General features: G+C 44.6%; 24 protein-coding genes. 13 read left to right on the forward strand and 11 right to left on the reverse strand.

The genetic code is table 11. The features are described from left to right. Positions 1-68: 68 nt before the first annotated feature. Both M5X66_RS08545 and M5X66_RS08550 read right to left on the reverse strand, forming a co-directional pair. The gene (locus M5X66_RS08545) at positions 69-1046 is read right to left on the reverse strand and encodes a bile acid:sodium symporter family protein (protein WP_108478099.1); all 978 of its coding nucleotides are present in this window, start codon (positions 1044-1046) and stop codon (positions 69-71) included. 222 nt (positions 1047-1268) lie between these two features. Beyond that, positions 1269-2312, reverse strand: a complete 1044-nt coding sequence (locus M5X66_RS08550) for an oxidoreductase (RefSeq protein WP_154599236.1) — start codon at positions 2310-2312, stop codon at positions 1269-1271. A 129-nt stretch (positions 2313-2441) separates the two neighbouring features. On the opposite strand from M5X66_RS08550, the gene M5X66_RS08555 reads away from it, so the two are divergent. The 10 genes from M5X66_RS08555 to osmB all read left to right on the forward strand — a co-directional run bounded on the left by M5X66_RS08555 (position 2442) and on the right by osmB (position 12252). Further along, positions 2442-2882, forward strand: a complete 441-nt coding sequence (locus M5X66_RS08555; protein WP_036952319.1) for a DUF2569 domain-containing protein — start codon at positions 2442-2444, stop codon at positions 2880-2882. Positions 2883-2969: 87 nt separating this feature from the next. Continuing rightward, positions 2970-3551: an electron transport complex subunit RsxA gene (rsxA, locus tag M5X66_RS08560; RefSeq protein WP_036952315.1), complete on the forward strand. Its 582-nt coding sequence runs from the start codon at positions 2970-2972 to the stop codon at positions 3549-3551. Then, positions 3551-4153 carry an electron transport complex subunit RsxB gene (gene rsxB, locus M5X66_RS08565; RefSeq protein ID WP_036952312.1) on the forward strand — a complete coding sequence of 201 codons (603 nt, stop codon included), beginning with the start codon at positions 3551-3553 and terminating at the stop codon, positions 4151-4153. Before rsxA ends, rsxB begins: the two co-directional genes overlap by 1 nt. Beyond that, entirely contained in the window at positions 4146-6644 is a 2499-nt protein-coding gene (gene rsxC / locus M5X66_RS08570; RefSeq protein ID WP_270104016.1) for an electron transport complex subunit RsxC, read from the forward strand. The genes rsxB and rsxC overlap by 8 nt, the downstream gene beginning before the upstream one ends. An 11-nt stretch (positions 6645-6655) precedes the next feature. Further along, positions 6656-7735 carry an electron transport complex subunit RsxD gene (gene rsxD, locus M5X66_RS08575; protein ID WP_036956568.1) on the forward strand — a complete coding sequence of 360 codons (1080 nt, stop codon included), beginning with the start codon at positions 6656-6658 and terminating at the stop codon, positions 7733-7735. Positions 7736-7744: 9 nt separating this feature from the next. Continuing rightward, entirely contained in the window at positions 7745-8374 is a 630-nt protein-coding gene (gene rsxG / locus M5X66_RS08580; RefSeq protein WP_036956566.1) for an electron transport complex subunit RsxG, read from the forward strand. Further along, positions 8374-9090, forward strand: a complete 717-nt coding sequence (locus tag M5X66_RS08585) for an electron transport complex subunit E (RefSeq protein WP_154599233.1) — start codon at positions 8374-8376, stop codon at positions 9088-9090. Before rsxG ends, M5X66_RS08585 begins: the two co-directional genes overlap by 1 nt. Before the next feature lie 19 nt (positions 9091-9109). Beyond that, the gene (nth, locus tag M5X66_RS08590; RefSeq protein ID WP_036956562.1) at positions 9110-9751 is read left to right on the forward strand and encodes an endonuclease III; all 642 of its coding nucleotides are present in this window, start codon (positions 9110-9112) and stop codon (positions 9749-9751) included. Positions 9752-9872: 121 nt separating this feature from the next. Then, positions 9873-11816: an exoribonuclease II gene (locus M5X66_RS08595; RefSeq protein ID WP_154633894.1), complete on the forward strand. Its 1944-nt coding sequence runs from the start codon at positions 9873-9875 to the stop codon at positions 11814-11816. A gap of 229 nt (positions 11817-12045) precedes the next feature. Then, a complete protein-coding gene (gene osmB, locus M5X66_RS08600) occupies positions 12046-12252 on the forward strand; it encodes an osmotically-inducible lipoprotein OsmB (RefSeq protein WP_006659769.1) in 207 nt (68 codons plus the stop codon). Positions 12253-12333: 81 nt separating this feature from the next. Here the strand turns inward: osmB and yciH are convergent, their stop codons facing one another. The 5 genes from yciH to M5X66_RS08625 all read right to left on the reverse strand — a co-directional run bounded on the left by yciH (position 12334) and on the right by M5X66_RS08625 (position 15801). Then, positions 12334-12660, reverse strand: coding sequence for a stress response translation initiation inhibitor YciH (yciH, locus tag M5X66_RS08605; RefSeq protein ID WP_036956560.1), 327 nt, complete (start codon positions 12658-12660; stop codon positions 12334-12336). After that, positions 12657-13394 carry an orotidine-5'-phosphate decarboxylase gene (gene pyrF, locus M5X66_RS08610; protein ID WP_036956559.1) on the reverse strand — a complete coding sequence of 246 codons (738 nt, stop codon included), beginning with the start codon at positions 13392-13394 and terminating at the stop codon, positions 12657-12659. The genes yciH and pyrF overlap by 4 nt, the downstream gene beginning before the upstream one ends. A 45-nt stretch (positions 13395-13439) precedes the next feature. Continuing rightward, entirely contained in the window at positions 13440-14612 is a 1173-nt protein-coding gene (lapB, locus tag M5X66_RS08615) for a lipopolysaccharide assembly protein LapB (protein ID WP_036956558.1), read from the reverse strand. Positions 14613-14618: 6 nt separating this feature from the next. Then, positions 14619-14936: a LapA family protein gene (locus M5X66_RS08620; protein WP_006659765.1), complete on the reverse strand. Its 318-nt coding sequence runs from the start codon at positions 14934-14936 to the stop codon at positions 14619-14621. 154 nt (positions 14937-15090) lie between these two features. After that, positions 15091-15801, reverse strand: coding sequence for a phosphatase PAP2 family protein (locus M5X66_RS08625; RefSeq protein WP_108478093.1), 711 nt, complete (start codon positions 15799-15801; stop codon positions 15091-15093). A gap of 229 nt (positions 15802-16030) precedes the next feature. On the opposite strand from M5X66_RS08625, the gene ribA reads away from it, so the two are divergent. Both ribA and hemB read left to right on the forward strand, forming a co-directional pair. Beyond that, positions 16031-16627: a GTP cyclohydrolase II gene (gene ribA / locus M5X66_RS08630; protein ID WP_036956569.1), complete on the forward strand. Its 597-nt coding sequence runs from the start codon at positions 16031-16033 to the stop codon at positions 16625-16627. Between the two features lie 247 nt (positions 16628-16874). Next, positions 16875-17852, forward strand: coding sequence for a porphobilinogen synthase (hemB, locus tag M5X66_RS08635; protein ID WP_036956556.1), 978 nt, complete (start codon positions 16875-16877; stop codon positions 17850-17852). Positions 17853-17945: 93 nt separating this feature from the next. Here hemB and M5X66_RS08640 read toward each other — a convergent pair whose 3' ends face one another. The 3 genes from M5X66_RS08640 to cysB all read right to left on the reverse strand — a co-directional run bounded on the left by M5X66_RS08640 (position 17946) and on the right by cysB (position 22322). Continuing rightward, entirely contained in the window at positions 17946-18395 is a 450-nt protein-coding gene (locus M5X66_RS08640; RefSeq protein WP_036956555.1) for a hypothetical protein, read from the reverse strand. 186 nt (positions 18396-18581) lie between these two features. After that, positions 18582-21254, reverse strand: coding sequence for an aconitate hydratase AcnA (acnA, locus tag M5X66_RS08645; protein ID WP_036956554.1), 2673 nt, complete (start codon positions 21252-21254; stop codon positions 18582-18584). A 93-nt stretch (positions 21255-21347) separates the two neighbouring features. Further along, a complete protein-coding gene (gene cysB, locus M5X66_RS08650; RefSeq protein ID WP_036956553.1) occupies positions 21348-22322 on the reverse strand; it encodes an HTH-type transcriptional regulator CysB in 975 nt (324 codons plus the stop codon). Between the two features lie 289 nt (positions 22323-22611). Here cysB and M5X66_RS08655 point away from each other — a divergent pair, with 289 nt between their 5' ends. Continuing rightward, positions 22612-24645: a M13 family metallopeptidase gene (locus M5X66_RS08655; RefSeq protein WP_270104017.1), complete on the forward strand. Its 2034-nt coding sequence runs from the start codon at positions 22612-22614 to the stop codon at positions 24643-24645. Between the two features lie 460 nt (positions 24646-25105). Here the strand turns inward: M5X66_RS08655 and sodC are convergent, their stop codons facing one another. After that, complete coding sequence (gene sodC / locus M5X66_RS08660; protein WP_036956551.1) at positions 25106-25639, reverse strand: superoxide dismutase family protein; 534 nt, start codon at positions 25637-25639, stop codon at positions 25106-25108. Positions 25640-25899: the final 260 nt, after the last annotated feature.

Raw genomic sequence — 25899 nt, forward strand, 5'->3', positions numbered from 1 at the left:
ACCCTCTAGCATGTTGTAACTAAATCGACGTATTGATAAAGGCAGCCATCGCTGCCTTATCGTGTTAATTACTTTTTTTCTAATCGTTTGGCATATTTCTGGGCTATCACTGCACACACCATTAATTGAATTTGATGGAAAATCATTAATGGCAGCAAAATAATCCCCACTGTTGCCGCTGGAAATAAAACGTTCGCCATCGGCACGCCGTTCGCTAAACTCTTTTTCGAACCACAGAACAGGATGGTAATTTCATCTTCCTTGCTAAATCCAAGAAGGCGCGCTGACATCACGTTAATCACCATCACCACCACTAACACGACGCAAGAAACTAATGTAATGATAAACAATGAATAAGCATCGATAGTTTGCCAGATGCCCTCCACTACAGCTTCACTGAACGCCACGTAAACTACCAGGAGAATCGATGAGCGGTCAGTGGTATTAACCAATCTTTTATGGCGATTAATCCAGTTAGCAATTAACGGGCGGCACAAATGCCCAACAATAAACGGCACCATTAATTGCAACATAATTGAGCCAATCGCGTTCAGAGTGTCCATGGCTTGGCTGCCGTCGGTATCCATTAGTACCCCCACCAAAACAGGTGAGAGGAAAACCCCTAAAATACTGGATGCCGAAGCGCTACAAATCGCGGCAGCAACGTTGCCCCCTGCTACTGAGGTAAATGCAATCGCTGACTGCACGGTTGCTGGCAATGCACATAAATAGAGAAAACCCATATACACCGTCGGTGACATCCAATGAGGCACCATGAAACGTAACGCAATACCAATAATGGGAAAGAGAATAAAAGTGCTAGCAAATACCAGTAAATGAAGCCGCCAGTGCCCCATCCCTGCAACAATAGATTCTCTGGATAGCTTAGCTCCATGCATAAAGAACAGTAGCGCAATTGCCGCTGTAGTTAAGTGCTGAAAAACGGTTTTGACTTCCCCTTCACAAGGAAAAATACTGGCGATAACCACTACGCCAATCATAATCAACAGAAAAGAGTCTATTTTAAGTTTTGCTAATAAATTCATTCGATTTTCCACAAATAAAAAGCCAGGTTTCACACTGGCAATATGTTGCTGACAAAGAGGGATAAAAGCGTGGTTTTTCCCTCTTTGTGTTATCAGGCGAAAATCAATGAATTGATTTTCCTCGTTAATTATTGCAACCAAAAATAGCCATTTTCAAACCAATTAGGTCTGAAAATCGTCTAAAGCCAGGTTTCACACTGGCTTTATCTTCAACGTTGAACCTTAGAAAATATTTTCGATGGTACGTTTTTCTTTTGCTGATTGGATACCGGCTTCAATCAGTTTCATAATATCGATGGCTTCACTTGGTGTTACTGGATTTGGCTTACCGAGACGGATAGCGTCATGAATAGCTTCATAATAGCCGCCATAGTTGCCTTTTTCATTGTTCCACGGCTTCGTCACCATTTCATCACCTTGTGACAGGGTCACAACTCCATGATTCGGATCTTCCCCCCAATGCTCTCCTTGCGGAATCGCGCCGCTTTTTAACGCATCTTCTTGAGTATCCAGACCATATTTCACGTAACTGCCCTTCATTCCGTGAATGGTATAGATTGGCATTGGCGCAGCGGCAAGCGTCGTTGAATGAAGAATCACTTTTTTATCTGCGTAATCCAGCATTGCATGGAAATAATCCACCGCTTCCGCGCCTGGTCGAATAATACCAAGATCCACCGTAATCGCTTTTGGTTTGCCAAAATATTGCAGGACTTGGTCAATAACATGCGGTCCTAAATCGTACCAAATACCTGCTCCCGGAATATTGGCTTCACGCCAGCGTTGTCTAACCACAGGACGAAAACGGTCAAAATGAGATTCATAATATTTAATCTCACCTAAACAACCATCTTGTAGGATTTTTTTCACGGTGCGATAACCTGAATCCCAGCGACGATTATGATAAACCGACAACAATTTACCTGCTTTTTCAGCGCGTTGTTGTAAATCTTCGGCTTCTTTAACGTCGAGCGTAAAGGGTTTATCGACCACCACATGCTTACCCGCCGCTAGCGCTTTACAGGCTAATGGATAGTGAGTGTCATTCGGGGTTGGAATCACCACCAGTTCAATTTCATCATCCGCGAACAGTTCTTCCGGTGTCCCCACCACCTTAACATTAGGATGGTCGGCATGAACTTTGCTCGCATCGCTACTGGAGATTGTGGTTAATTCAAACTCCTCTAACATGGCTAAAAATGGGGCATGGAAAGTTTTGCTGGCATAACCGTACCCGACAATCCCAACTTTAATTGGCTTGGACATGTTGACCTCACATTAGTGGCATATTTTGCTATTTTAAAAAAGTACCATCAGAATGAATCAATTAGCAAATAAATCTATGATAGGATTATTATTTATCTGTATTATTTAATGATAAGGGATCCCTTATTTATGACTTCTGTTTATAACGCAGACCGCATTACTGGCTGGCTATTAGTCCCTGCAAGCTATTTACTGCTGACATTATTTGCTGCTTGCAGCATGACCGTGATGTACTGCATTAAGTTTTATGAGATAGTGACCACCGTTGAAAGCTGGAGTAGTTTCATTACTCCTCAGTGGTATTTATCATTTGCTATTAGCCTCGCTATGTCACTGTTTAGCGTGCATATGGCGCAATTGATGTTTAAACGTTCTCGCCACTTTCCCCGTCGTTTTACTATCTGGTTATTAGCATTAATGTTAATCGGGCTAAAAACCTTCGCTTTTTCCCCGATTGATGACCAGGCAGCCTTACAAATCCTCGCGTGGCCACTCTTAGGAGCTGCTTTTTTCGTCCCGTATATGAAAGTTTCTAAACGCGTGAAAATGACTTTCACACAAGATCGATAAGCATCACAAAAATAGCTTTGATATCATAGCCTCCGTTAAACTGACTGCGGTCAGTTTTTGGGCTTTTTTCTCTCTTCAGGCTATGACATGACCGACTATCTTCTACTTTTTATTGGGACAGTGTTAGTCAACAACTTTGTCCTCGTTAAATTCTTGGGATTATGCCCATTTATGGGTGTATCAAAAAAACTAGAAACTGCCATTGGGATGGGGTTTGCGACAACGTTCGTTATGACTCTCGCCTCTATTTCTTCGTGGCTAATCGATACGTTAATCTTAATCCCACTGGATCTAGTCTATCTGCGCACACTGAGCTTTATCCTTGTGATTGCTGTCGTGGTGCAATTTACCGAAATGGTTGTGAGAAAAACCAGCCCAACGTTATACCGCTTATTGGGGATCTTTTTACCGCTGATCACCACTAACTGCGCGGTTCTTGGGGTGGCCTTATTAAATATCAACCAATCCCATAATTTCTTGCAATCTGCGGTCTATGGCTTTAGCGCCGCCGTCGGATTCTCTTTTGTGATGGTACTTTTCGCGGCTATTCGCGAGCGTTTGGCTGTCGCAAATGTCCCAGCACCTTTTAAAGGTTCGTCAATTGGCCTGATCACGGCAGGGTTAATGTCCCTCGCATTTATGGGCTTTAGTGGTTTGGTGAAATTCTAATGATGTCTTTGTGGATTGCGATTGGCATATTAGCCGTTTTCGGGCTGATCTTTGGTCTGATCTTAGGTTATGCCTCATTACGTTTTAAAGTTGAAGAAGACCCTATTGTTGAAAAACTGGATGCGATTTTACCGCAAAGCCAGTGTGGTCAATGCAGTTATCCGGGGTGCCGCCCCTATGCAGAAGCCGTCGCCAATAACGGTGAGATGATTAACAAATGCGCCCCTGGTGGCGAGCAAGTGATGCTCAAAATAGCCGAGTTAATGAACGTAGATCCTCAGCCGATTGATGGCGATGAAGAGGCACAAAATCCCGTTCGTAAAGTGGCGGTCATCGATGAAGAAAACTGTATTGGTTGCACCAAATGTATTCAAGCTTGCCCTGTGGATGCCATTGTGGGCGCCACTCGCGCTATGCATACCGTGATTGAAGATTTGTGTACAGGCTGTGACCTGTGTGTAGCCCCTTGCCCTACGGATTGTATTGAAATGGTACCGGTTAAAACCACAACCGCTAACTGGAAATGGGATTTAAACACCATTCCTGTTAAAAACATTACGGATGTACCTCTTTCTTCAGTTAAAGAGGGTTCCCATGCTTAATTTATTTAAGTGGTTGAAAAAAGATAATGTTTGGGACTTCGATGGTGGCATTCACCCGCCAGAGATGAAACTGCAATCCAGCCAAACGCCTATGCGAGTGGCTTCCGTCCCTGACGAATTGATTATTCCGCTACAACAGCATTTAGGACCTGAGGGTGAACTGATTGTTAAGGTTGGTGACACCGTCCTTAAAGGGCAGCCGCTTACCAAAGGCTCCGGTCGTACCGTACCTGTCCACGCCTCAACATCAGGAACCATTGTTGCCATTGAGCCAATGGTGACTGCGCACCCTTCAGGGTTAAAAGAGCTGTGTGTCAAAATTAAATCGGATGGTTTAGATACTTGGGCACCTTTGCAGCCCGAGCCTAATTTCCAACAACTTTCACGTGCCGATTTACTCAATAAGATTGAACAAGCGGGTATTGCCGGTCTTGGTGGTGCAGGCTTCCCGACAGCATCCAAGCTAGCGGGCGGTAAAGATGCCATTAAAACATTGATTATCAATGCTGCTGAGTGCGAGCCATACATCACCGCAGATGACCGCTTAATGCAAGAACATGCCCAAGAAGTCATTGAAGGTTGCCGCGTTTTACAACATTTACTCAATCCAGACCAAGTACTTATTGGTATTGAAGATAATAAACCCGAAGCTATCAAGGCATTAAAACGTGCGCTGACGCCTATAGATTCACAGATTTTTGTACGCGTGATCCCAACCAAATACCCATCAGGTGGCGCGAAACAGCTCACAAAAATCTTAACCGGAAAGGAAGTCCCTTCTGGCGCACGTTCTTCCCAAATTGGCGTGTTAATGCAGAACGTCGGTACCGCTGTTGCCATTAAACGCGCGGTGATTGATGGTCAACCACTGATTGAACGTGTCGTAACAGTGACAGGCGAAGCGATTAAACAGCCTGGTAACTTCTGGGCGCGTTTAGGCACTCCCGTTAAGCATCTGCTTCAACAATCTGGTTTTGAACCTGAAAGTGAACAAATGGTGATTATGGGAGGCCCATTAATGGGCTTTACGCTGCCGGATCTGAATGTGCCAGTGGTGAAAATCTGTAACTGTTTATTGGTTCCTACCCAAGAAGAAATGGGTGAAAAGCCAGTCGAAGAAGCCTGCATTCGTTGCGGTTTATGTGTTGATGCCTGCCCTGCGGGATTACTGCCCCAGCAATTATATTGGTTCAGTAAAGGCAACGAACACGAAAAAGCGCAAAAGCATAATCTGTTTGACTGCATTGAGTGTGGCGCTTGCGCTTATGTTTGCCCAAGTAATATTCCGTTGGTGCAATATTATCGCCAAGAAAAAGCTGAAATTCGCGAGATAGACCAAGAGGAACGTCGTTCCGCAGAAGCAAAACTGCGCTTTGAAGCCAAACAACAGCGAATGGAACGCGAAAAACTTGCCCGTGAAGAGCGCCATAAAAAAGCGGCTGTTCAAGTGGATACTGCGGATAAAGATGCAGTTAATGCGGCGCTGGCTCGTGTTAAAGCGAAGAAAGCCTCAACCTCTGAACCAATAAAAATTATTTCGGGCGAATTGCCGGATAATAGTGCCGTTATTGCAGCAAGAGAAGCGCGTAAAGCCCAAGCTCGAGCTAAGCAAGCGCAAAAAGTCGCGGAACAAACTCAATCTGATAACTTAGTTATTGCAGACGGCGCTGAGGGTGATGACCCACGCAAAGCTGCAGTCGCTGCTGCCATTGCTCGTGCAAAAGCGAAAAAAGCGGCGGCGCAACAGACTTCAGAGCCTGTTGTTGAAGCGCCTGTTGAAGCCACTGAGGAAGTCGACCCACGCAAAGCTGCCGTCGCTGCCGCAATTGCTCGTGCAAAAGCGAAAAAAGCGGCTGCGCAACAGACTTCAGAGCCCGTTGTTGAAGCTTCAGCTGAAGCCGCTGAGGAAGTCGATCCGCGTAAAGCTGCCGTCGCTGCTGCCATCGCTCGTGCAAAAGCCAAAAAAGCGGCTGCGCAACAGACTTCAGAGCCTGTTGTTGAAGCGCCAGTTGAAGCCGTAGAGGAAGTCGATCCGCGCAAAGCTGCCGTTGCTGCCGCGATTGCTCGTGCAAAAGCCAAAAAAGCGGCTGCACAACAGACTTCAGAGCCTGTTGTTGAAGCGCCAGCTGAAGCCGCTGAGGAAGTCGATCCGCGCAAAGCTGCCGTTGCTGCCGCGATTGCTCGTGCAAAAGCCAAAAAAGCGGCTGCACAACAGACTTCAGAGCCCGTTGTTGAAGCTTCAGCTGAAGCCGCTGAGGAAGTCGATCCGCGTAAAGCTGCCGTCGCTGCTGCCATTGCTCGAGCGAAAGCGAAAAAAGCGGCTGTACAACAGACTTCAGAGCCTGTTGTTGAAGCGCCAGCTGAAGCCGCTGAGGAAGTCGACCCGCGCAAAGCTGCCGTTGCCGCTGCGATTGCCCGAGTTAAGGCAAAGAAAGCCGCTGCTCAGCGATCTACAGAACCTCAATCAAACGAACAAACCACCACAGAGTAAGTGATAAACAGATGAAATTTAGACCGCTTGATAGCAAAGCACGCCGTTTAAAAATTGCTAGCGCCCCATTTACTCATGATAACCAAAGCACCAGCCAGGTCATGTTTTGGGTTCTGCTTGCCGCTATCCCCGGCATTGCAGTGCAAACCTATTTTTTTGGTGTTGGAACCTTATACCAAATCGCCATTGCGATGGTCACCGCCGCAGTAACGGAAGCCATATCCATCCGCTTACGCCAGCAGCCAGTGTTACCTGTTTTGAAAGATAATTCCGCGATTGTTACCGCGTTATTACTCGGTGTGAGCTTACCGCCATTATCACCTTGGTGGCTGATTGTATTGGGCACTGTATTTGCCATTATTATTGCTAAGCAATGCTACGGCGGCTTGGGGCAAAATCCATTTAACCCTGCGATGGTCGGTTATGTGGTATTGCTGATTTCATTCCCAGTGCAAATGACCAACTGGTTGCCGCCTCAAGAATTGCAACAGCTGCATATTTCAGGCTTTGATAGCTTGATGGTGATCTTTAGTGGGCATACCTCGACGGGAATAACGTTGGATCAATTACGTACCGGCATTGATGGTATGAGCCAAGCGACTCCGTTAGATAGCTTTAAAACGGGCTTACTCACCCATTCTATTTCCGATGTACTACAGCAACCAATCCTGCAAGGCTCTTTAGCCGGTATCGGTTGGCAGTGGGTGAACCTTGCCTATCTGGCAGGCGGATTAATTATGCTAAGCCGTCGCATTATTAGCTGGCATATTCCCGTGGCATTTATTGGAACACTCGCCCTGCTCGCTGTGGTTAGTTGGTTAATTGATGATAGCCGCTACTCCCCGCCATTAATTCAATTATTGTCAGGGGCAACTATGTTGGGTGCATTCTTTATTGCGACTGACCCAGTTACTGCTTCAACTACACCAAAAGGACGGATTATTTTTGGTGTATTAATTGGCTTTTTAGTATGGGTGATCCGCGTTTACGGTGGGTATCCTGATGCCATCGCCTTTGCTGTCTTACTTGCCAATATCACCGTACCGTTAATCGACCACTATACGCAGCCTCGCGCGTATGGACATAAGTAAGGAGCCAGCATGTTAAATACAATGCGCCGTCATGGCACAATCTTGGCTCTGTTCGCGGCGGGTACAACTGCACTGAGCGCCGCTGTATATACGCTAACGAAAGATATCATTGCGGAACAAGCCGCTATCGTGCAGAAGAAATTACTCGACCAAGTAGTGCCTGAATCCTTATATGACAATGAGCTCGCCAAAGAGTGCTATCTAGTCACCAATGAAGCTATACTGGGAAATAAACTCCCTCGACATCTGTATATTGCCCGTAAGGATGGTCAGCCTGTTGCTGCGGCTTTAGAAAGCACGGCTCCCGATGGATATTCCGGTGCGATCCACTTGTTAGTTGGTGCAGATTTTAAAGGCAATGTTTTGGGTGTACGCGTCACAGAACACCATGAAACACCAGGGCTTGGGGATAAAATTGAAACCCGCATTTCTGATTGGATCACCCATTTTACGGGCAAAAAGTTAGAGTCTGCGCAAGACCCTCATTGGGCAGTGAAAAAAGATGGTGGTGATTTTGATCAATTTACAGGCGCCACAATCACGCCTCGTGCAGTTGTCAATGCCACAAAACGTACCGCGGCATTTATCCAAACGGTACCTGAAGAATTAGCGAATTACCCAATTTGTGGGGATGAATAATGAGTAGCGAAACTAAAGAATTATTTGCACAAGGGTTATGGAAGAATAACTCTGCATTAGTACAACTACTGGGTTTATGCCCATTATTAGCGGTATCATCAACAGCGACTAACGCATTAGGTTTGGGGCTAGCAACAACCCTCGTTCTCGTCTGCACTAACGTAGCAGTATCCGCATTTCGTCGCTGGGTTCCTGCTGAAATCCGTATTCCTATTTATGTGATGATTATCGCCTCCGTGGTGAGCGCCGTACAAATGCTGATCAACGCGTATGCGTTTGGTTTGTATGAATCGCTGGGGATCTTTATTCCGCTGATTGTCACAAACTGTATCGTCATTGGACGCGCTGAAGCTTATGCTTCTCGCAACACAGTGCCTTTATCTGCCGTCGATGGTCTGGCGATGGGATTAGGAGCAACAGCCGCACTGTTTGTACTGGGTGCTATACGTGAAATTCTTGGTAACGGCACCTTGTTCGATGGCGCTGATCTACTGCTAGGTTCATGGGCAAAATCGTTACGGATAGAAGTCTTACACCTTGACTCACCCTTTTTACTCGCTATGCTGCCACCGGGCGCGTTTATTGGCTTAGCCTTAATGCTAGCTGGTAAATACCTTATTGATGAAAAAATGAAAAAGCGCGCGGCGCTAAAATCAGGTCAACAACCTGCTCGTGAATACCAAAAAGAACAAGGTTGTGGCACTCATATTTCTTAAATTTGAAGCTTTGTGAGCAATGAATAAAACTAAACGAATCGAAATTCTCACTCGCCTGCGCGATAACAATCCTCATCCGACAACGGAGCTAGAATTTAGCTCCCCTTTTGAATTACTGATTTCAGTGCTGCTGTCTGCGCAAGCCACCGATGTCAGCGTCAACAAAGCGACGGCAAAACTTTATCCGGTCGCCAATACGCCAGAGCAAATGGTCGCTCTCGGCGTTGATGGCATCAAAGAGTATATTAAAACCATTGGGTTATTTAATACCAAAGCCGAAAGCGTCTATAAAACCTGCCAGATCCTGATTGAAAAACATCATAGCCAAGTCCCTGAAAACCGCGAGGCATTAGAAGCCTTGCCAGGTGTTGGGCGTAAAACGGCAAACGTTGTCCTCAATACCGCCTTTGGCTGGCCAACCATTGCCGTTGATACCCATATCTTCCGCGTGTGTAATCGCACCAAGTTTGCTCCCGGCAAAGATGTTGTGGAAGTCGAGGAAAAACTATTAAAAGTGGTTCCTGCTGAATTTAAAGTCGACTGCCACCACTGGTTTATTCTCCATGGTCGTTATACCTGTATCGCCCGCAAACCTCGCTGCGGATCTTGTATCATTGAAGATCTTTGCGAGTTTAAAGATAAAATTTACCCTGAAAATTAATCAACTTAGCCCAAGATGCGAATTTCCACACAGTTATAAAGTCATTCGCATTTTTTTCTTGCTCTAAGACTTTGTCTTACGCAACAATAGAGCCAAACTCAACATCAAATAAACGGTAAGTATGTTTCAAGACAACCCATTATTAGCGCAACTCAAACAAACGTTGCATGCCAAAACACCTCGCGTCGAAGGTCTGGTAAAAAGCACTGAAAAAGGCTTTGGCTTTTTAGAAGTCGATGGACAAAAAAGCTATTTCATTCCACCGCCGCAAATGAAAAAAGTGATGCACGGAGATAGAATTTCTGCCGCTGTTCATACGGATAAAGACCGTGAATTTGCCGAGCCTGAAGAGCTTATCGAGCCATTCCTTAACCGTTTTGTTGGTAAAATTCAGAAGAAAGATAACGACAATCGCCTGTTCGTTATTCCTGATCACCCACTGCTAAAAGATGCTATCTCCTGTCGCCCAATCAATGGTATCACTCATGAATTTAAGCAAGGTGACTGGGTTGTCGCAGAAATGCGTCGCCATCCATTAAAAGGCGACAAAGGTTTCTACGCAGAAATTACAGAATATATTACCTTCGGTGATGACCATTTCGCACCGTGGTGGGTTACGTTACGCCGTCACCAATTAGATCGCGCTGAGCCTGCAATGGTGGAAAGTGAGCGTGATGATGAAGGCTTAGAACGTGTTGATTTAACTGACCTTCACTTTGTCACCATCGACAGTGCAAGCACTGAAGATATGGATGATGCGCTGTATATCGAAAAAACCGCTGAAGGCAACCTGAAACTGTATATCGCGATTGCCGACCCAACCAGTTATATCAAAGAAGGTAGTGAGTTGGATAAACTGGCATTAGCCCGTTCATTCACTAACTACCTGCCAGGCTTCAACATTCCAATGTTGCCTCGCCAACTGTCTGATGATTTATGTTCACTGCGTCCTAATGCTCGTCGCCCTGCTCTGGTTTGCGTTACGCAGATCCTGCAAGACGGTGCCATTGATAGCAATATTGAGTTCTTCAGTGCGTGGGTTGAATCGAAAACTAAGTTAGTTTATGACGAAGTTTCTGATTGGTTAGAAGAAGCTGGTTCTTGGAAACCACAGTCTGACGCTGATACTCAGCAAATCCTGCTATTAAAAGAGATGGCTGATAAGCGCTTACAGTGGCGCCATAATAATGCCTTAGTCTTCAAAGATAGACCGGATTACCGTTTTGTTTTAGACGAAAATGGCAACGTGGTGGATATCGTCTCAGAAAGCCGTCGTACTGCAAATCGCATTGTTGAAGAAGCGATGATCACCGCTAACTTATGTGCGGCTAACGTGCTGAAAAACAAATTAGGTTTCGGTGTATTTAACGTCCATATGGGCTTTGAACCTCTGCAAATCGAACAAGTGGTTCAGACCTTGAAAGATAATGGCATCGAAGCAAAAGGTGAAGAACTATTAACCCTTGAAGGCTTCCGTCAATTACGCCGCCTCTTGGATTCACAGCCGACTCAATTCTTAGACAGTCGTATTCGTCGCTTCCAAACCTTTGCGGAGGTGAAAGCGGATCCGGGTCCTCACTTTGGTTTAGGTTTTGATGCGTATGCCACATGGACATCGCCAATTCGTAAATACACCGATATCGTCAACCACCGTTTGCTGAAATCGATTATTGCAGGCGCACCAACACCAGAAAAACCAACTGAAGAGTTATCCCTTAAGCTGGCAGAACGCCGCCGTGCTAACCGTATGGCTGAGCGTGATGTGGGTGATTGGTTATATTCCCGCTATCTGAAACCGTTTGAAGGCACTGATACTAAGTTCCCTGCGGAAATTATCGATATTACTCGCGGTGGTGTGCGTGTGCGTTTAGTGGATAACGGCGCCGTTGCCTTTATTCCTGCGCCATTCCTGCACAGTGTTCGTGATGAAATTCAGTGCAGCCAAGAGACTGGCAGTGTGTTGATCAAAGGCGAAAAAGCCTATCAATTAAACGATATTATTGATGTCAATATCGCCGAAGTGCGTATGGAAACCCGTAATATCGTGGCTCGCCCAGCCGCGTAGTCATTCTCCATTTCGTATCAAAAAGGCCATCACCTTAAGTGATGGTCTTTTTTCGTTTGGTCAAAATACATTCAATATGAATAGGTTAGCATTTAATGTTAAACATCTAACGTTTCTTGACATTTCTTTCTGATTATTCCGATCCGCCTATCCTTTTTTCATGATATTTTATTTTGGCTATATGCTGATACGTAATTATCATTATAAAAAATAAGTTGGAGTAAACATCATGAAACGCATCCTCTCTTTTGTCATTATCGCAACGGTGGCACTGGGTCTCAGTGCTTGTTCAAATATGTCAAAACAGAATAAAAACACAGCGATTGGAGCGACTGTCGGTGCTGTTGGAGGCGCAATATTAACGGATGGAAGCGCACTGGGCACAGTAGGCGGCGCGGCTATCGGCGGGATTATTGGACATCAAGTGAAGAAGTAAATTTAACACACACTTTAATGACAAATGGGGGAATAATTTCCCCCATTTTTATTAGGATGGTTATTTTTTAAATATTGCTAATCAACCACCGGCCAATTTAACTTGGTAGCCTTTAGCTTCAAGTAATTGTTTCAGCAAGTCACGCTTATCACCTTGGATTTCGATATCACCATCTTTTACTGCACCGCCGCAACCGCATTTTTTCTTCAATTCAGCGGCCAGCTTTGTCAATTCCGCATCATCCAGATCTAAGCCCGTCACAACGCAAACCCCCTTGCCTTTACGACCGGATGTTTCACGGCGAATACGCACGATACCATCGCCTTTTGGACGCTCGGCTTTCGGTTTTTCTTCCTCAATGCGTCCTATATCTGTGCTATAGACGAGACGGCTGTTAGCGTCACTCATGCGATATCCTTAATGGATTGGTTAATTTGTTGTAGGGTCAGCGCTGGGTCTTCACTACGGGTGATCGGACGCCCAATTACCATATAATCGACACCTACTTCAATCGCTTGTTGTGGGGTCATAATACGACGCTGGTCACCCACTTCGCTGCCTACAGGACGAATACCTGGCGTGACTAACTTGAATTCTTGCCCGCATACTGCTTTTAGCGCTTTTGCTTCGTGTGCTGAGCACACGACACCATCAAGACCACACTGCTTAGTTAACAGCGCTAAACGCTCAGCATGCTCTGCCGGCGTTAAATTAATACCAACACCCGCTAAATCCGATGCATCCATACTGGTTAATACGGTCACAGCCGTTAATAAAGGAGCATCTTTACCGTAACTTTCAAGAGCTTGGCGTGCCGCCTCCATCATTCGTGCGCCGCCGCTAGCGTGAACATTCACCATCCAAACGCCCATTTCTGCCGCTGCGGAAACTGCACGAGCAACCGTATTCGGAATATCATGGAATTTAAGATCCAGAAAAACATCAAAACCACGGTCATGGAGTGACTTAACAAATTGAGGACCATTAAATGTGAACATTTCTTTGCCCACTTTCAAGCGACAGTCGCGCGGGTCAATCCTATCAACAAATGCGAGTGCGGCATCTGCAGTTTCATAGTCTAGAGCCACAATGATAGGCGAGTCAGTGTTTACGCGAACGAGGTTCTCAGTTGAGGAGATCATTTCATAGCCTTTATTGAGTATTGTCAGAAATTAAAAGTGACGCTGTCACTGACCATCCAGCCCGCGAATTGGCTTGATGGTGTCCCAAGAGCGACAAGATGGACAGTGCCAATAGAGCGAACGGGAGGTAAAACCACATTTGTGGCAACGGTAATCCGGTTTAGTACGAATTTGCTCACCCACCATTTTACGCAGCAAAATCAAGCTCTCTTTGGCTCGACCTTCTTCCGCTTCCGCCAGATGGTAATCCATCAAACGGTAGAATAAGCGCATGGTTGGATGACGTTGAATTTGGTCATTGATATAGCTAGCAGCCGCTTCATGATTCTGCTTTTCAACAATAATATCGGCGAGATAAAGCTCGGCAATTGCCCCTGTATTTCCATCAACACATTGACGCAAATAGGTTTCCCAGCCTTCCGCCAGCCCAGTGTGTCGATAGCATTCGTACAGCATTGGCAGCGTTTCAGAAACCAGTTCTCTATCTTGATGATAAACCTGCACTAAGGAAGAAATCGCTTTATCATAATTGCCTTGCTCGATAAAAATACGCCCTTTCATAATCGAAACGCGTGCGCAGTTTTTGTCAGCTTGCTCGCCTTTATTTAATAGGCTTAAGGCTTCGTCGATATCATCACTCGCCAATTCTTGAGTCGCCAACTCACAGTAGAAATGGGCGATTTGTTCCCGTAACTCTTCAGAGCCTAATTTCACCAGCTTGGTTGCCGTTTCAATCGCTTTACCCCAGTCACTGGTTAACTGATAAATCGATAACAAAGATTGCAGCGCACTCTGTTTAAAATCCACTTCATCGGTTAATTGCTGGAACATGTTTTCGGCACGGTCATACACACCCGCGGCCATATAATCACGACCAAGCTGTTGAGTGGCTAATAAACGTTGTTCAAAAGAAAGCGCGGCACTTTCCACCAGCGACTGGTGAATACGAATCGCGCGTTCAACTTCGCCACGAGAACGGAATAAGTTACCGAGAGTTAAGTGAGCTTCAAAGGCGGAGCTATCTTCCGTTTTGAGCATTTCGAGGAATAAATCAACGGCTTTATCTTGTTGATTAGATAATAGGAAGTTCACGCCTGTCACGTAGTCACGGGACAAGCGATTTGCATGCTGCTGCTTATCTTGCTGAGCACTTCTGCGCCCCATGTACCAGCCATATGCAGCGGCAACAGGTAGCAACAGAAAAAGCAACTCGAACATTGAGGATTATTCCTTGTTCTGAGCTGTCACTAATTCGGTTGAGTCAGAAATAGTTTTCTCTCCAGCACCTAATTGTGATTCTAAACGTCTAATTTTACGACGTGCATTCTTAAGGCTAACAATGGTACGCAAATAGAACACCGCACACACCAGCCACCCCAGCACAAAACCGACACCAAACAAGGTTGCAAGTAAGGAAGATAAAGAAAAATCCCCTTTTGCAATCAGGTAGTTAAATGTAATAACCTGATCATTGCTTGAACCTAGCGTAATCGACACAATAAAAACGGCGACCGCTAGTAATAAAATCAGAAAATATTTCACATTTTTTCCCGTTATCAGTTCTTATCGCTCCAAAACATATCTCTGATAAGGTAGCATTTTCAGCGCATTCAGACAAAGTAAATTATTCGCCTGCCAAGAGTATTCGCTCTAAAAACCGCCCTTTTTCATCATGATAATCCGATTAGCGTTAAATTCATTTCTCTAAGAATCGAGATTGATATATCCAGTAACCTAACAACGCGAAAAGCGCACTCATCAACGTGGAGGCAATAATATCAAGGGGCCAATGCATTCCTAGTAGCATACGGCTTAATCCGATGCCCTGCGCCCAGCATAATATGATGATTCCCAATGCATATTGACGTTGTTGCCAAAACAGCGCAATTAATAGCAATGCCCATCCCGCAGCAAAAAACATATGACCTGAAGGAAATGAGTAGCCCGTTTCTGCCTGCCAATGTTTACGCTGCCATTTAGGAATAAGCGTATTCGACTTCACGGTATTTTTAATTAAATCCGCTCGCGCCCCACGTTTTAAATCATAAAATTCCTGATGGGGAATTTGATAGGTTTTCTCCAGCCACACCACATAGGGACGCGGTTCTTGGAAGGTGCTTTTCATTAAGGATTTCACCCCTTGCGCACCGAGAATACATAATGCGATAACCACCAGCAACTTTAGCCATTGATTCCGCTTATGACGAAAGACGATTAACGTTAAAAGAGTTAAAAATACAAACGTCACATAGCTATAAGGTAATCCCGCGCTATCCGTCAACCAAAGTAGCCATTTCATCGATGGCTGATGCTCAGGAGTCCACTGCCAGCCTGTGGCTATCATAACTATCGGCGGTAACAGCAAAAAAATGACACTTATTGCGATAAGGTAGGCACTCTTTCTCATCTAGAATATTCCTTACGTTTTAATTATTTCCTAATTAACAAATTTTACATAGCCTGCAAATATCTCTGTTATAGTAGTATAGCGTCGGCTGTGTGCAAAGAATGCCGGACTCTATATGCAAACGTCATATAGCATCGATATATTTAACTTTAGTGACCATATTGCTTTAGTACCATATCGATTTACGTGTTTAATTCAGCAAGAGTTACTTTAACTAATGAAAGAAAATATGCAGCTAAAACGTATTGCCGAAGCCAAACTACCTACCCCTTTCGGTGAATTCCTAATGGTAGGGTTTGAAGAAATCGCAACAGGTCGTGACCACGTCGCGCTTATTTTTGGTGATATTACAGGCGCAACGCCAGTACTCAGTCGAATTCATTCCGAATGCTTAACTGGCGATGCATTATTTAGTTTACGTTGTGACTGTGGTTTTCAATTAGAAGCTGCGCTCAAGCAAATTAGTGAAGAAGGCCGTGGGGTACTGCTGTATCACCGCCAAGAAGGTCGTAATATTGGGTTACTGAACAAAATCCGTGCTTATGCATTGCAAGACCAAGGATTAGATACCGTTGAAGCTAACCTAAAATTAGGATTTAAAGCCGACGAACGTGATTTTACCCTGTGTTCTGATATGTATAAATTATTAGGCATTAATGAAGTTCGCTTACTGACTAATAACCCGAAAAAAATTGATATTATGCGTGAAGCGGGTATCAACGTCGTTGAACGTGTGCCATTAATTGTTGGACGAAATCCTAGCAATGAACATTATTTAGATGTGAAAGCACAAAAAATGGGTCATATGTTATTTAAGCACCAATAATTATCCTTCTCAATCAGGAAGAGTGTCCCTTGCTCTTCCTATTATTCTTGCCTTAATTCCCATTTTTATCATAACAATCGAATCCATAACATTTGACGAGTGCTATATTCACATTCTTTTTATAAGGTTTATACTATTCGCAACTTAATACCATTCATAATTAAATACATCGAAAAATAAGAGTGGAACATTCCCACATAATAATCCGAATGGGAAATGTCTATTTTTCGTCTACCAAGGAGATAGTGTGAATAACCTGCATTCCATCCAGCGCATGAGAAGACTGCGTAAAAGTGAACAATTCCGTGACCTATTCCAAGAAACCCACCTCTCCATCAATGACTTATGCTTGCCTATTTTCGTTGAAGAAGGCTTAGACGATTACGCACCGATTGCGAGTATGCCTGGCGTTGTGCGTATTCCAGAAAAACGCTTAGCCTATGAAATTGAGCGTATTGCAAAAGCCGGCATTAAATCTGTTATGACCTTCGGTGTGTCTCATCACTTAGATGAAAATGGTAGCGATGCATGGCAAGACAATGGTCTGGTGGCTCGTATGTCTCGTATCTGTAAAGAGACCGTCCCAGAAATGATTGTGATGTCGGATACTTGTTTTTGCGAATATACGTCTCACGGCCACTGCGGTGTGATGCACGGTGATGTGGTTGATAACGACCAAACTATCCATAATTTAGGTCTGCAAGCCGTTGCTGCTGCGCGTGCCGGTGCTGACTTTATCGCCCCTTCCGCTGCAATGGATGGGCAAGTAGCCGCAATCCGCCATGCACTTGATGAAGCAGGATTTACCGATACAGCGATTATGTCTTACTCCACGAAATTCGCATCAGCTCTATACGGCCCATTCCGTGATGCAGCAGGTTCATGTTTAAAAGGTGACCGTAAGACTTACCAAATGAACCCAATGAACCGCCGTGAAGCGCTGCACGAGTCGCTGATTGATATGCAAGAAGGCGCAGATGCGCTGATGGTAAAACCCGCGGGTGCTTACTTAGATATTATCCGTGACCTACGTGAGTGTACCCAATTGCCTATTGGTGCGTATCAAGTCAGTGGTGAATACGCCATGATCAAATTTGCCGCGCAAGCAGGTGCAATTGATGAAACTCGCGTCACGTTAGAAAGCTTAGGATCCATTAAACGCGCTGGAGCAGATTTAATCTTTACTTATTTCGCACTGCAATTAGCTGAAAATAAGATCCTGTAGTCTATCTTTAAGATAACAAAACGCCGATACTGGATATAAATACAGTATCGGCGTTTTTGTTCATTTCCGCTCATTTATTCAACGATATGAAGATTAACTCGCCTTTTTCTGTTGGAATTCTAGCTGCTCGGATAGCCGGTCTGCATACATTTTTGCTGTTTCTGGGGTCAGTAGCCCTGCAATCAGGAGATCTTTTTTACCATTTGCAAGGTCAGCAACGACGCCCCATGTTTCGATATCCATAGCTTCACAATCAAGTTCGTGATCGGTGACAGGCAAAATATCAAAGAAATCTTTTAGTGGTGCAATAGAAATTGCGGTGTACTCGGCATTCAAGCCTAATGGAAACTCTTTATCTGCATATAATCTTAAATCATGGACTTCGGTTTCTGGGGTTCTCATTACAACCGAATAGAGATTTGGAATATGTTCTAAAATGTCACGAACTTCGTCATTCGCACCCGCACAATGTGAAGTGCTTAATAGAATGTCTGCCGCCCATAATGCACCCTTGAAAAAATCAGTTTCATTGATATTTGCCATATTGATTTCCTTTACGCTATTTTCGATAAATGCGGTCACTTCATTCCATCAAACTACTGAGCTTTTTCTGAATACTGACTATCACAATAACTGAGAAACTGGCTAAAAAACTTGAGAAATAACAATATTAAGCGTTAATAAAGAAAAAACGCCCACAAGAAATCTTGCAGGCGCCATAAACGCAGATTAATTGAGCATTTGGCGGATCACATAATGCAAAATCCCACCGTGTCGGTAATATTCCATTTCCGTCGCAGTATCGATGCGGCAACGAGTATTCACTTCTTTCACTGTGCCATCACCATACGTAATTTTTACGGTGATACTTTGGCTTGGAGTCAGAGACTGTAAACCAGTAACATCAATACGCTCATCGCCTTTTAAACCCAGGGTTTTACGGGTTTCTCCACCTGTAAATTCTAATGGAATAACCCCCATCCCAATTAAGTTAGAGCGGTGAATACGTTCATAGGATTCGGCGATCACCACACGAACACCCAGTAAATTGGTGCCTTTTGCCGCCCAGTCACGGCTAGAGCCTGAACCATATTCTTTACCCGCAATAATGGCTAACGGACGTTTTTGTTGCTGATACAACATCGCCGCATCAAAGATAGCCATCTGTTTGCCTGTTGGAATATGTAAGGTATAGCCGCCTTCCACCCCCGGTACCATTTCATTACGAATACGAATATTGGCAAACGTACCGCGCATCATGACTTCATGGTTACCACGGCGAGAACCATAAGAGTTAAAATCTGCAACCGCCACACCGTGTTCTTGGAGATAACGCCCCGCTGGACTTTCTTTCTTAATATTCCCCGCTGGAGAAATATGGTCAGTGGTTACCGAATCCCCGAGAATAGCGAGAATGTTTGCCCCGTGAATATCCGCAACGGGCTTAGGTTGCGCAGGCATATTTTCAAAGAATGGCGGATGGCGAATATAGGTTGAATCCCCTTGCCAATGGTAGGTTGAGGAGCTTTCAACATCCAGCGCACGCCAAGCTTCATCCCCTTCAAAGACCGCGTTATATTCTTTATGGAACATGTCAGTTTTGACTTTCTCCACCGCACTGGCAATTTCCGCACTGGATGGCCAAATATCTTTCAAGTAGACAGGCTGACCCTGTTGATCCACACCTAATGGGTCAGTTTTTAAATTAACGTGCATATTGCCAGCCAATGCATAGGCAACGACGAGTGGCGGTGATGCCAGCCAGTTGGTTTTTACCAAAGGGTGAATGCGTCCTTCAAAGTTACGGTTACCTGAAAGCACCGCCCCAACCGTCAGATCATGTTGCTTAATTGCCTCTTCAATCGGTGCAGGTAACGGACCAGAGTTACCAATACAGGTAGTACAACCATACCCCACAAGGTTAAAGCCCAGTTTGTCCAGATAAGGTGTTAATCCCGCTAATGCCAGGTAATCAGTTACGACCTTAGAGCCCGGCGCGAGAGAAGACTTAACCCATGGTTGACGAGAAAGCCCTTTTTCTATCGCTTTTTTCGCCAGTAACCCTGCCGCCATTAATACACTAGGGTTAGAGGTGTTGGTACAGGATGTGATAGCGGCGATCACTACCGCGCCATCGGTAAGGTCGAATTCCTGCCCTTGAAAGTTCACGCGAGGATGCGCATGTTTATCTTGCTTATTCAGCTCTAAATCCACTGCGCCTTGGAATGCTTTCGGAACTTGGCTCAGTTCAACGCGGTCTTGTGGGCGTTTAGGTCCCGCTAGGCTGGATTCTACCGTGCCCATATCCAGTGCTAAGGTACTGGTGAAAATCGGTTCATCCCCTGGGTGACGCCATAAACCTTGTTGCTTGCTATAGGCTTCCACCAGCGCGATTTCATCGTCTTCACGCCCTGTCAGTTTCATATACGCAAGGGTAATTTCGTCTATCGGGAAGAAGCCGCAGGTTGCCCCATATTCTGGTGACATATTGGCAATGGTCGCGCGATCGGCTAATGGCAGGTCAGCTAATCCATCCCCATAGAACTCAACAAATTTACCCACCACACCATGCTTACGTAGCATCTGAGTGACGGTTAACACCAAGTCTGTCGCGGTGATCCCTTCGGCTAATTTACCGGTTAGCTTGAAGCCCACTACATCGGGGATCAGCATAGAAACAGGTTGCCCCAGCATCGCGGCTTCCGCTTCAATTCCGCCAACGCCCCAGCCTAATACCCCCAAACCGTTGATCATGGTGGTGTGGGAGTCCGTTCCAACCAACGTATCGGGGTAAGCAACTAATTTTCCGTCAATCTCTTCATGCCAAATCGCTTTACCGAGGTATTCAAGGTTAACTTGGTGGCAAATCCCCGTTCCCGGCGGTACCACCCTAAAGCGGTTAAACGCTTTTTGTCCCCAACGTAAAAATAGGTAGCGTTCGTGGTTACGCTTCATTTCAATTTCGACGTTATCATCAAACGCTTGGGAATTACCAAACTCATCGACCATCACTGAGTGATCGATGACTAAGTCAACGGGAGATAAAGGGTTAACTTGGTTGACGTTGCCACCAAGGGATTTAACCGCTTCACGCATAGCGGCGAGATCGACAACCGCAGGAACACCAGTAAAGTCTTGCATCAGCACCCGCGCGGGGCGATAAGCAATTTCTCTGTCCGCATGTGCGTTTTTTTGCCAATCGATGATGGCTTGGAGATCGGCGTCAACGACGGATTTACCGTCGATATGACGCAGTAGGTTTTCGAGTAGAACTTTGAGGGATTTAGGAAGTCTCGCCCCGCTGCCTAATTGTTTCTCTGCAAGGGCAAGACTGAAGTAATTATACTGTTTGTTACCGACATTCAGTGTTGCTGCACTGTTTGTTTTTAAACTCAACGACATAACTCCTCCTTGGCGTTTTTATCACCTTATTTTTTTACGCAGTATTATTAATCATAGTCCTCATAATCATTTCCTCTATAGATTTTGTGCCAATTAAAGAATAGGAAGCTCAATTTCTTTGAAAAATTCTTCGATATCTTCGTTGTTACGCAAGGCAATGGCTTTATCCACCACATCACGTGTGAGATGCGGGGCAAAACGCCAAATAAAATCATACATATAGCTGCGCAGGAAACTGGTACGTTTAAAACCGATTTTCGTGGTGCTGTAACTAAATTTATCGCGCATATCGATAACCACGAGATCTTTATCCACCTCAGGATCCACCGCCATGCTGGCGATAATGCCAATCCCTAAACCGAGCTTCACATAGGTCTTGATCACATCCGCATCCGTGGCAGTGAAAATAATTTTGGGCTCTAAGCCTACTTTTTGGAATGCAACATCCAACTCTGAACGCCCAGTAAACCCGTGGGTGTAAGTCACAATTTGATATTCGGCAATATCTTCAATTGTAACGTTCTTTTTCTCGGTCAGTGGGTGCCCTTTCGGTACTACCACACAACGATTCCAGTGGTAGCACGGCAACATGATAAGGTCACTGTACAGATGGAGCGCTTCTGTCGCGATAGCAAAATCACTATTCCCTTTGCAAACTTCTTCAGCGATTTGGGTTGGAGATCCTTGCTGCATATGCAAGGAAACATGAGGATAACGCTCAATAAAGGTTTTGATTACAGGCGGTAAGGCATAGCGAGCTTGGGTATGCGTCGTGGCAATTTTTAAGCTACCGCGATCAGGAATGGTATGCTCACCGGCAACAGAACGGATAGCTTCAATTTTGGAGAGCACTTCACGGGAAATGCGCACAACTTCCTCACCAGCTGGAGTCACGTGAGTCAAATGCTTACCACTACGCGCAAAAATTTGAATGCCTAGTTCATCTTCCAGCATTCTGACTTGCTTACTGATCCCCGGTTGGGAAGTAAATAACCCTTCTGCTGTTGATGAAACATTCAGGTCGTGATTAACCACTTCAACAATATATCGCAGTTGCTGTAACTTCATACTCACTCCACCTCTTACAGGAAATCATTTTTGCTATAGCTAAAAAACATTACATATAACAAAAAGTAATATTGTTTAATTTATATATAACCAATATAACATCAAACTAATGAGAATAAACAGTATGATGATATTATTTCATCTTGCTGTGAAAAAAAGACGGCGCCCAAGTAAGGTATTGCAAAGTCAGATTATTTTTTTCTTCGACTATGCTTGAATAATTAGCATGCGAATTTTATTTCCATTTTTGCGGTGAGCATCCTATTTAGACTACAGAGAGGTTATCTAGATGCGTATAAAAGTTTTAGCCATGATGGTCGGTTTATCAACCCTATCCTTTGCGCCTCACTTATTAGCGAAAGAGCTATCTTACGGTCAGCAAAAAATCGTGTTATCAGACACCATCGTGCCGGGTAATGACTTTTACCAATATGTTAACCATGATTGGATTAATAAGGCGAAAATCCCAACGGGCATGCCACGAATTAACTCTTTCGTGGATTTGTATTTAAGTACCGAAAAGCAAACTCAAGCTATTATCGATGAATTAAAGCAAGCCCCAGAGGGCAGCTTGGATCATAATCAGAAAAATATTCGTAACTTATATTTAAGCTATTTAGATGAAGCTAGCATTGAAAAAGCGGGTTTAACGCCAATCAAATCCGATTTAGCGGCTATTGCAAAAGCCAAAGATCATAATGATATTAGCCGTCTGATGACGCTGCCGGGTTATACCTCCGTGCTCTCTTATTGGGTAGATTTAGACGCCAAGGCGCCAGATACCTATATTCTGTATCTTGGTCAAGGTGGACTTGGGTTACCTAATCGTAATTACTACCTTGACGATACCCCGCAAATGAAAGAGATCCGCAAAAACTACATTGCGTATATTGCGACAATCTTGAAATTAGCTGGCGAAAAAGACGTTAAGAAAAAAGCGCAACAGATCTTCGACCTTGAAAAATCCATTGCTGAAGTGCATTGGAGCCCAGAAGCTCGCCGTGACACCATCAAAAATTATCACCCTATGACCCTCGCTGAAATGAAGAAATTTACCGATGGCTTTGCGTGGGATAGTTTTATTCAGCACTGGAAGTTAACCGATCAGCAACTGGCGAAAGTGGTGGTTGAGAACGATACGGCGGTAGAAAAAACGGCACAGATTTTTGCCAAGACCCCGGTTTCAGTCCTGAAAGATTACCTAACGTTCCAGTACGTGAACGATCATGCAAGTTATTTAAACAAAACCTTATCTGACGCACGCTTTGATTTTTACTCGAAAAAACTCAATGGCGTTGAAAAACAGCGGACTCGTCAAGAACGCGCTCTTCAAACAGTCAATTCACTGCAAGGTGAGCCTCTCGGACAGATTTATGTAGAGAAATATTTCAATCCACAATCTAAAGAGAAAATTCAAGATTTGGTCAGTTATGTGCGCGGTACCTTTAATGCACGTCTGAAAGATAATGATTGGATGGATGAGCAAACTCGCCAAGAAGCACTGAAAAAGCTAGAGCAGTTTACGGTAAAAGTCGGCTACCCTGATAAATGGAATGATTTTAGTACCATTAATTTGAAACCGAACACATTGATGGATAACTTTAAGCAAGTGGAAGCATGGTCATATAACGATGCCATGAGCAAAATTGGTCAGCCTGTTCGCAAATGGGAATGGGGCATGACACCACAAACCATCAATGCATATTTCAATCCAGTACAAAATGAAATTGTGTTCCCTGCCGCTATTTTGCAAGCTCCATTCTTCGACCCAAATGTGGATCCTGCTTATAACTACGGTGCGATTGGTGCAGTAATTGGTCATGAAATGGGTCACGGTTTTGATGATCAAGGCAGCTTATATGATGGTACAGGTCAGCTACGCAATTGGTGGAGCGATAGTGCCAAAGCGCATTTTAAAGAGAAAACTGCCAAGTTGGTGGATCAATATAATGGCTTTGCTGTCGATGGTCAAAAAGTGAATGGTGAATTAACTCTCGGTGAGAATATTGGTGATTTAGGCGGTTTAAATATCGCGCTAAGCGCTTATAAGCAATTTGCTAAAGAGAACTACCCAAATGGCGAGCCACCTATTATTGATGGTATGACTGGCTTGCAGCGTCTCTTTATTTCATGGGCCAGAACCTGGCAAGAGTTGTCAAATAAGGAATCCGAGCGCAATAAAATCCTCACTGATCCACACAGCCCAAATCAGTTCCGCGCCAATGGTGTTGTCCGTAATATTGATGATTGGTACACCACCTTCGGCGTCGATAAGGATAACGCCCTGTACCTCGCACCGGAGAAACGAATTAAGATTTGGTGATTGGTTAAATCGGTAAGATAACGTTGAAAAGCTTCTTGTGTAAGAGGCTTTTTCTGTTTGAGTCTTTTTATGACCGATAGCATCGCTGTTTCTTCTAAATAATTCGCGTTAGAACAAGGCGGCTAACGCGGATATCTCGGGGGAGCATACACAAGTATGTGACCCGAGTAGCCAAGTGACGCCAACGCAGTTATCACACGAATTATACCCCAGAAACTTCCTTCTAAATCATTTGTGCTGTAGCAAGGCGGCAAATGAGCTAATCCCCTAGGAACATACACAAGTATGTGACTAGGGTTAGTGAGTGTAGCCAACACAGCTACGGTGCGAATTATACCCCAGAAACTTCCTTCTAAATAATTCGTGCTGTAGCAAGGCGGCAAATGAGCTAATCCCCTAGGAACATACACAAGTATGTGACTAGGGTTAGTGAGTGTAGCCAACACAGCTACGGTGCGAATTATGACGAAGGAATGATGCCGCAAGCCATTCTTGCCCCACCACCGCCCAACGCTTCTGGATGATCGGAATAATTATCCCCACCCGCATGCACCATCAGTGCGCGGTTTTGGACATCTTTCAGGGATTTTAATTTTGGCGCTAGCACGCTGTAGGTAGCATTACCTTGGCTATCAACCACTAAGCCCGGTAAATCTCCGAGGTGACCTGTTTTGTCATAAGGCCCTTTGTGAACCCCTGTTTTAGCTGGATCTAGATGTCCACCCGCTTTTAATGCGGGTACAGTTTTACCGTCTTTTTCACCCGCTTCGCAACTTGGGTTTTCATGCACATGGAAACCATGCACACCACCTGCTTGCAAACCAGATAGTTTTGGCGTGAAGAGTAATCCGTATTCAGTTTCAGAAATCACCACTTCACCAATGGTTTTTCCCTCGCCTTTAGCTGTTGCTTCTTTCAGCTCTACCGTAGTTTGTGCCGCATACGCTGCACCAGTTGTGAATAGTGCCGCTAACAAACATAATTTGAACTTCATACTGCCTCCAGTCATTCATCGTGATTATTATCCTTAAGCTAAACGTTAGCATAATAAATGAATGAAAATGGGCGATTACTGCTTTTGTTATGTGAGAGCTATCGAATTATGAACAAAAAAAGAGCCCTAAGGGCTCTTTTATAATGATTGCAGCTTTAGCGTTGAAGATCTAAACAGAATTCCAAACTATTATTCTAAATAGTTCGCGTTAGAACAAGGCGGTGGCTAGCACCAGAGTCATCCTGAATATAATCAATAGA

This window comes from Providencia sp. PROV188 (assembly GCF_027595165.1).
Taxonomy (GTDB): Bacteria; Pseudomonadota; Gammaproteobacteria; order Enterobacterales; family Enterobacteriaceae; genus Providencia; species Providencia lanzhouensis.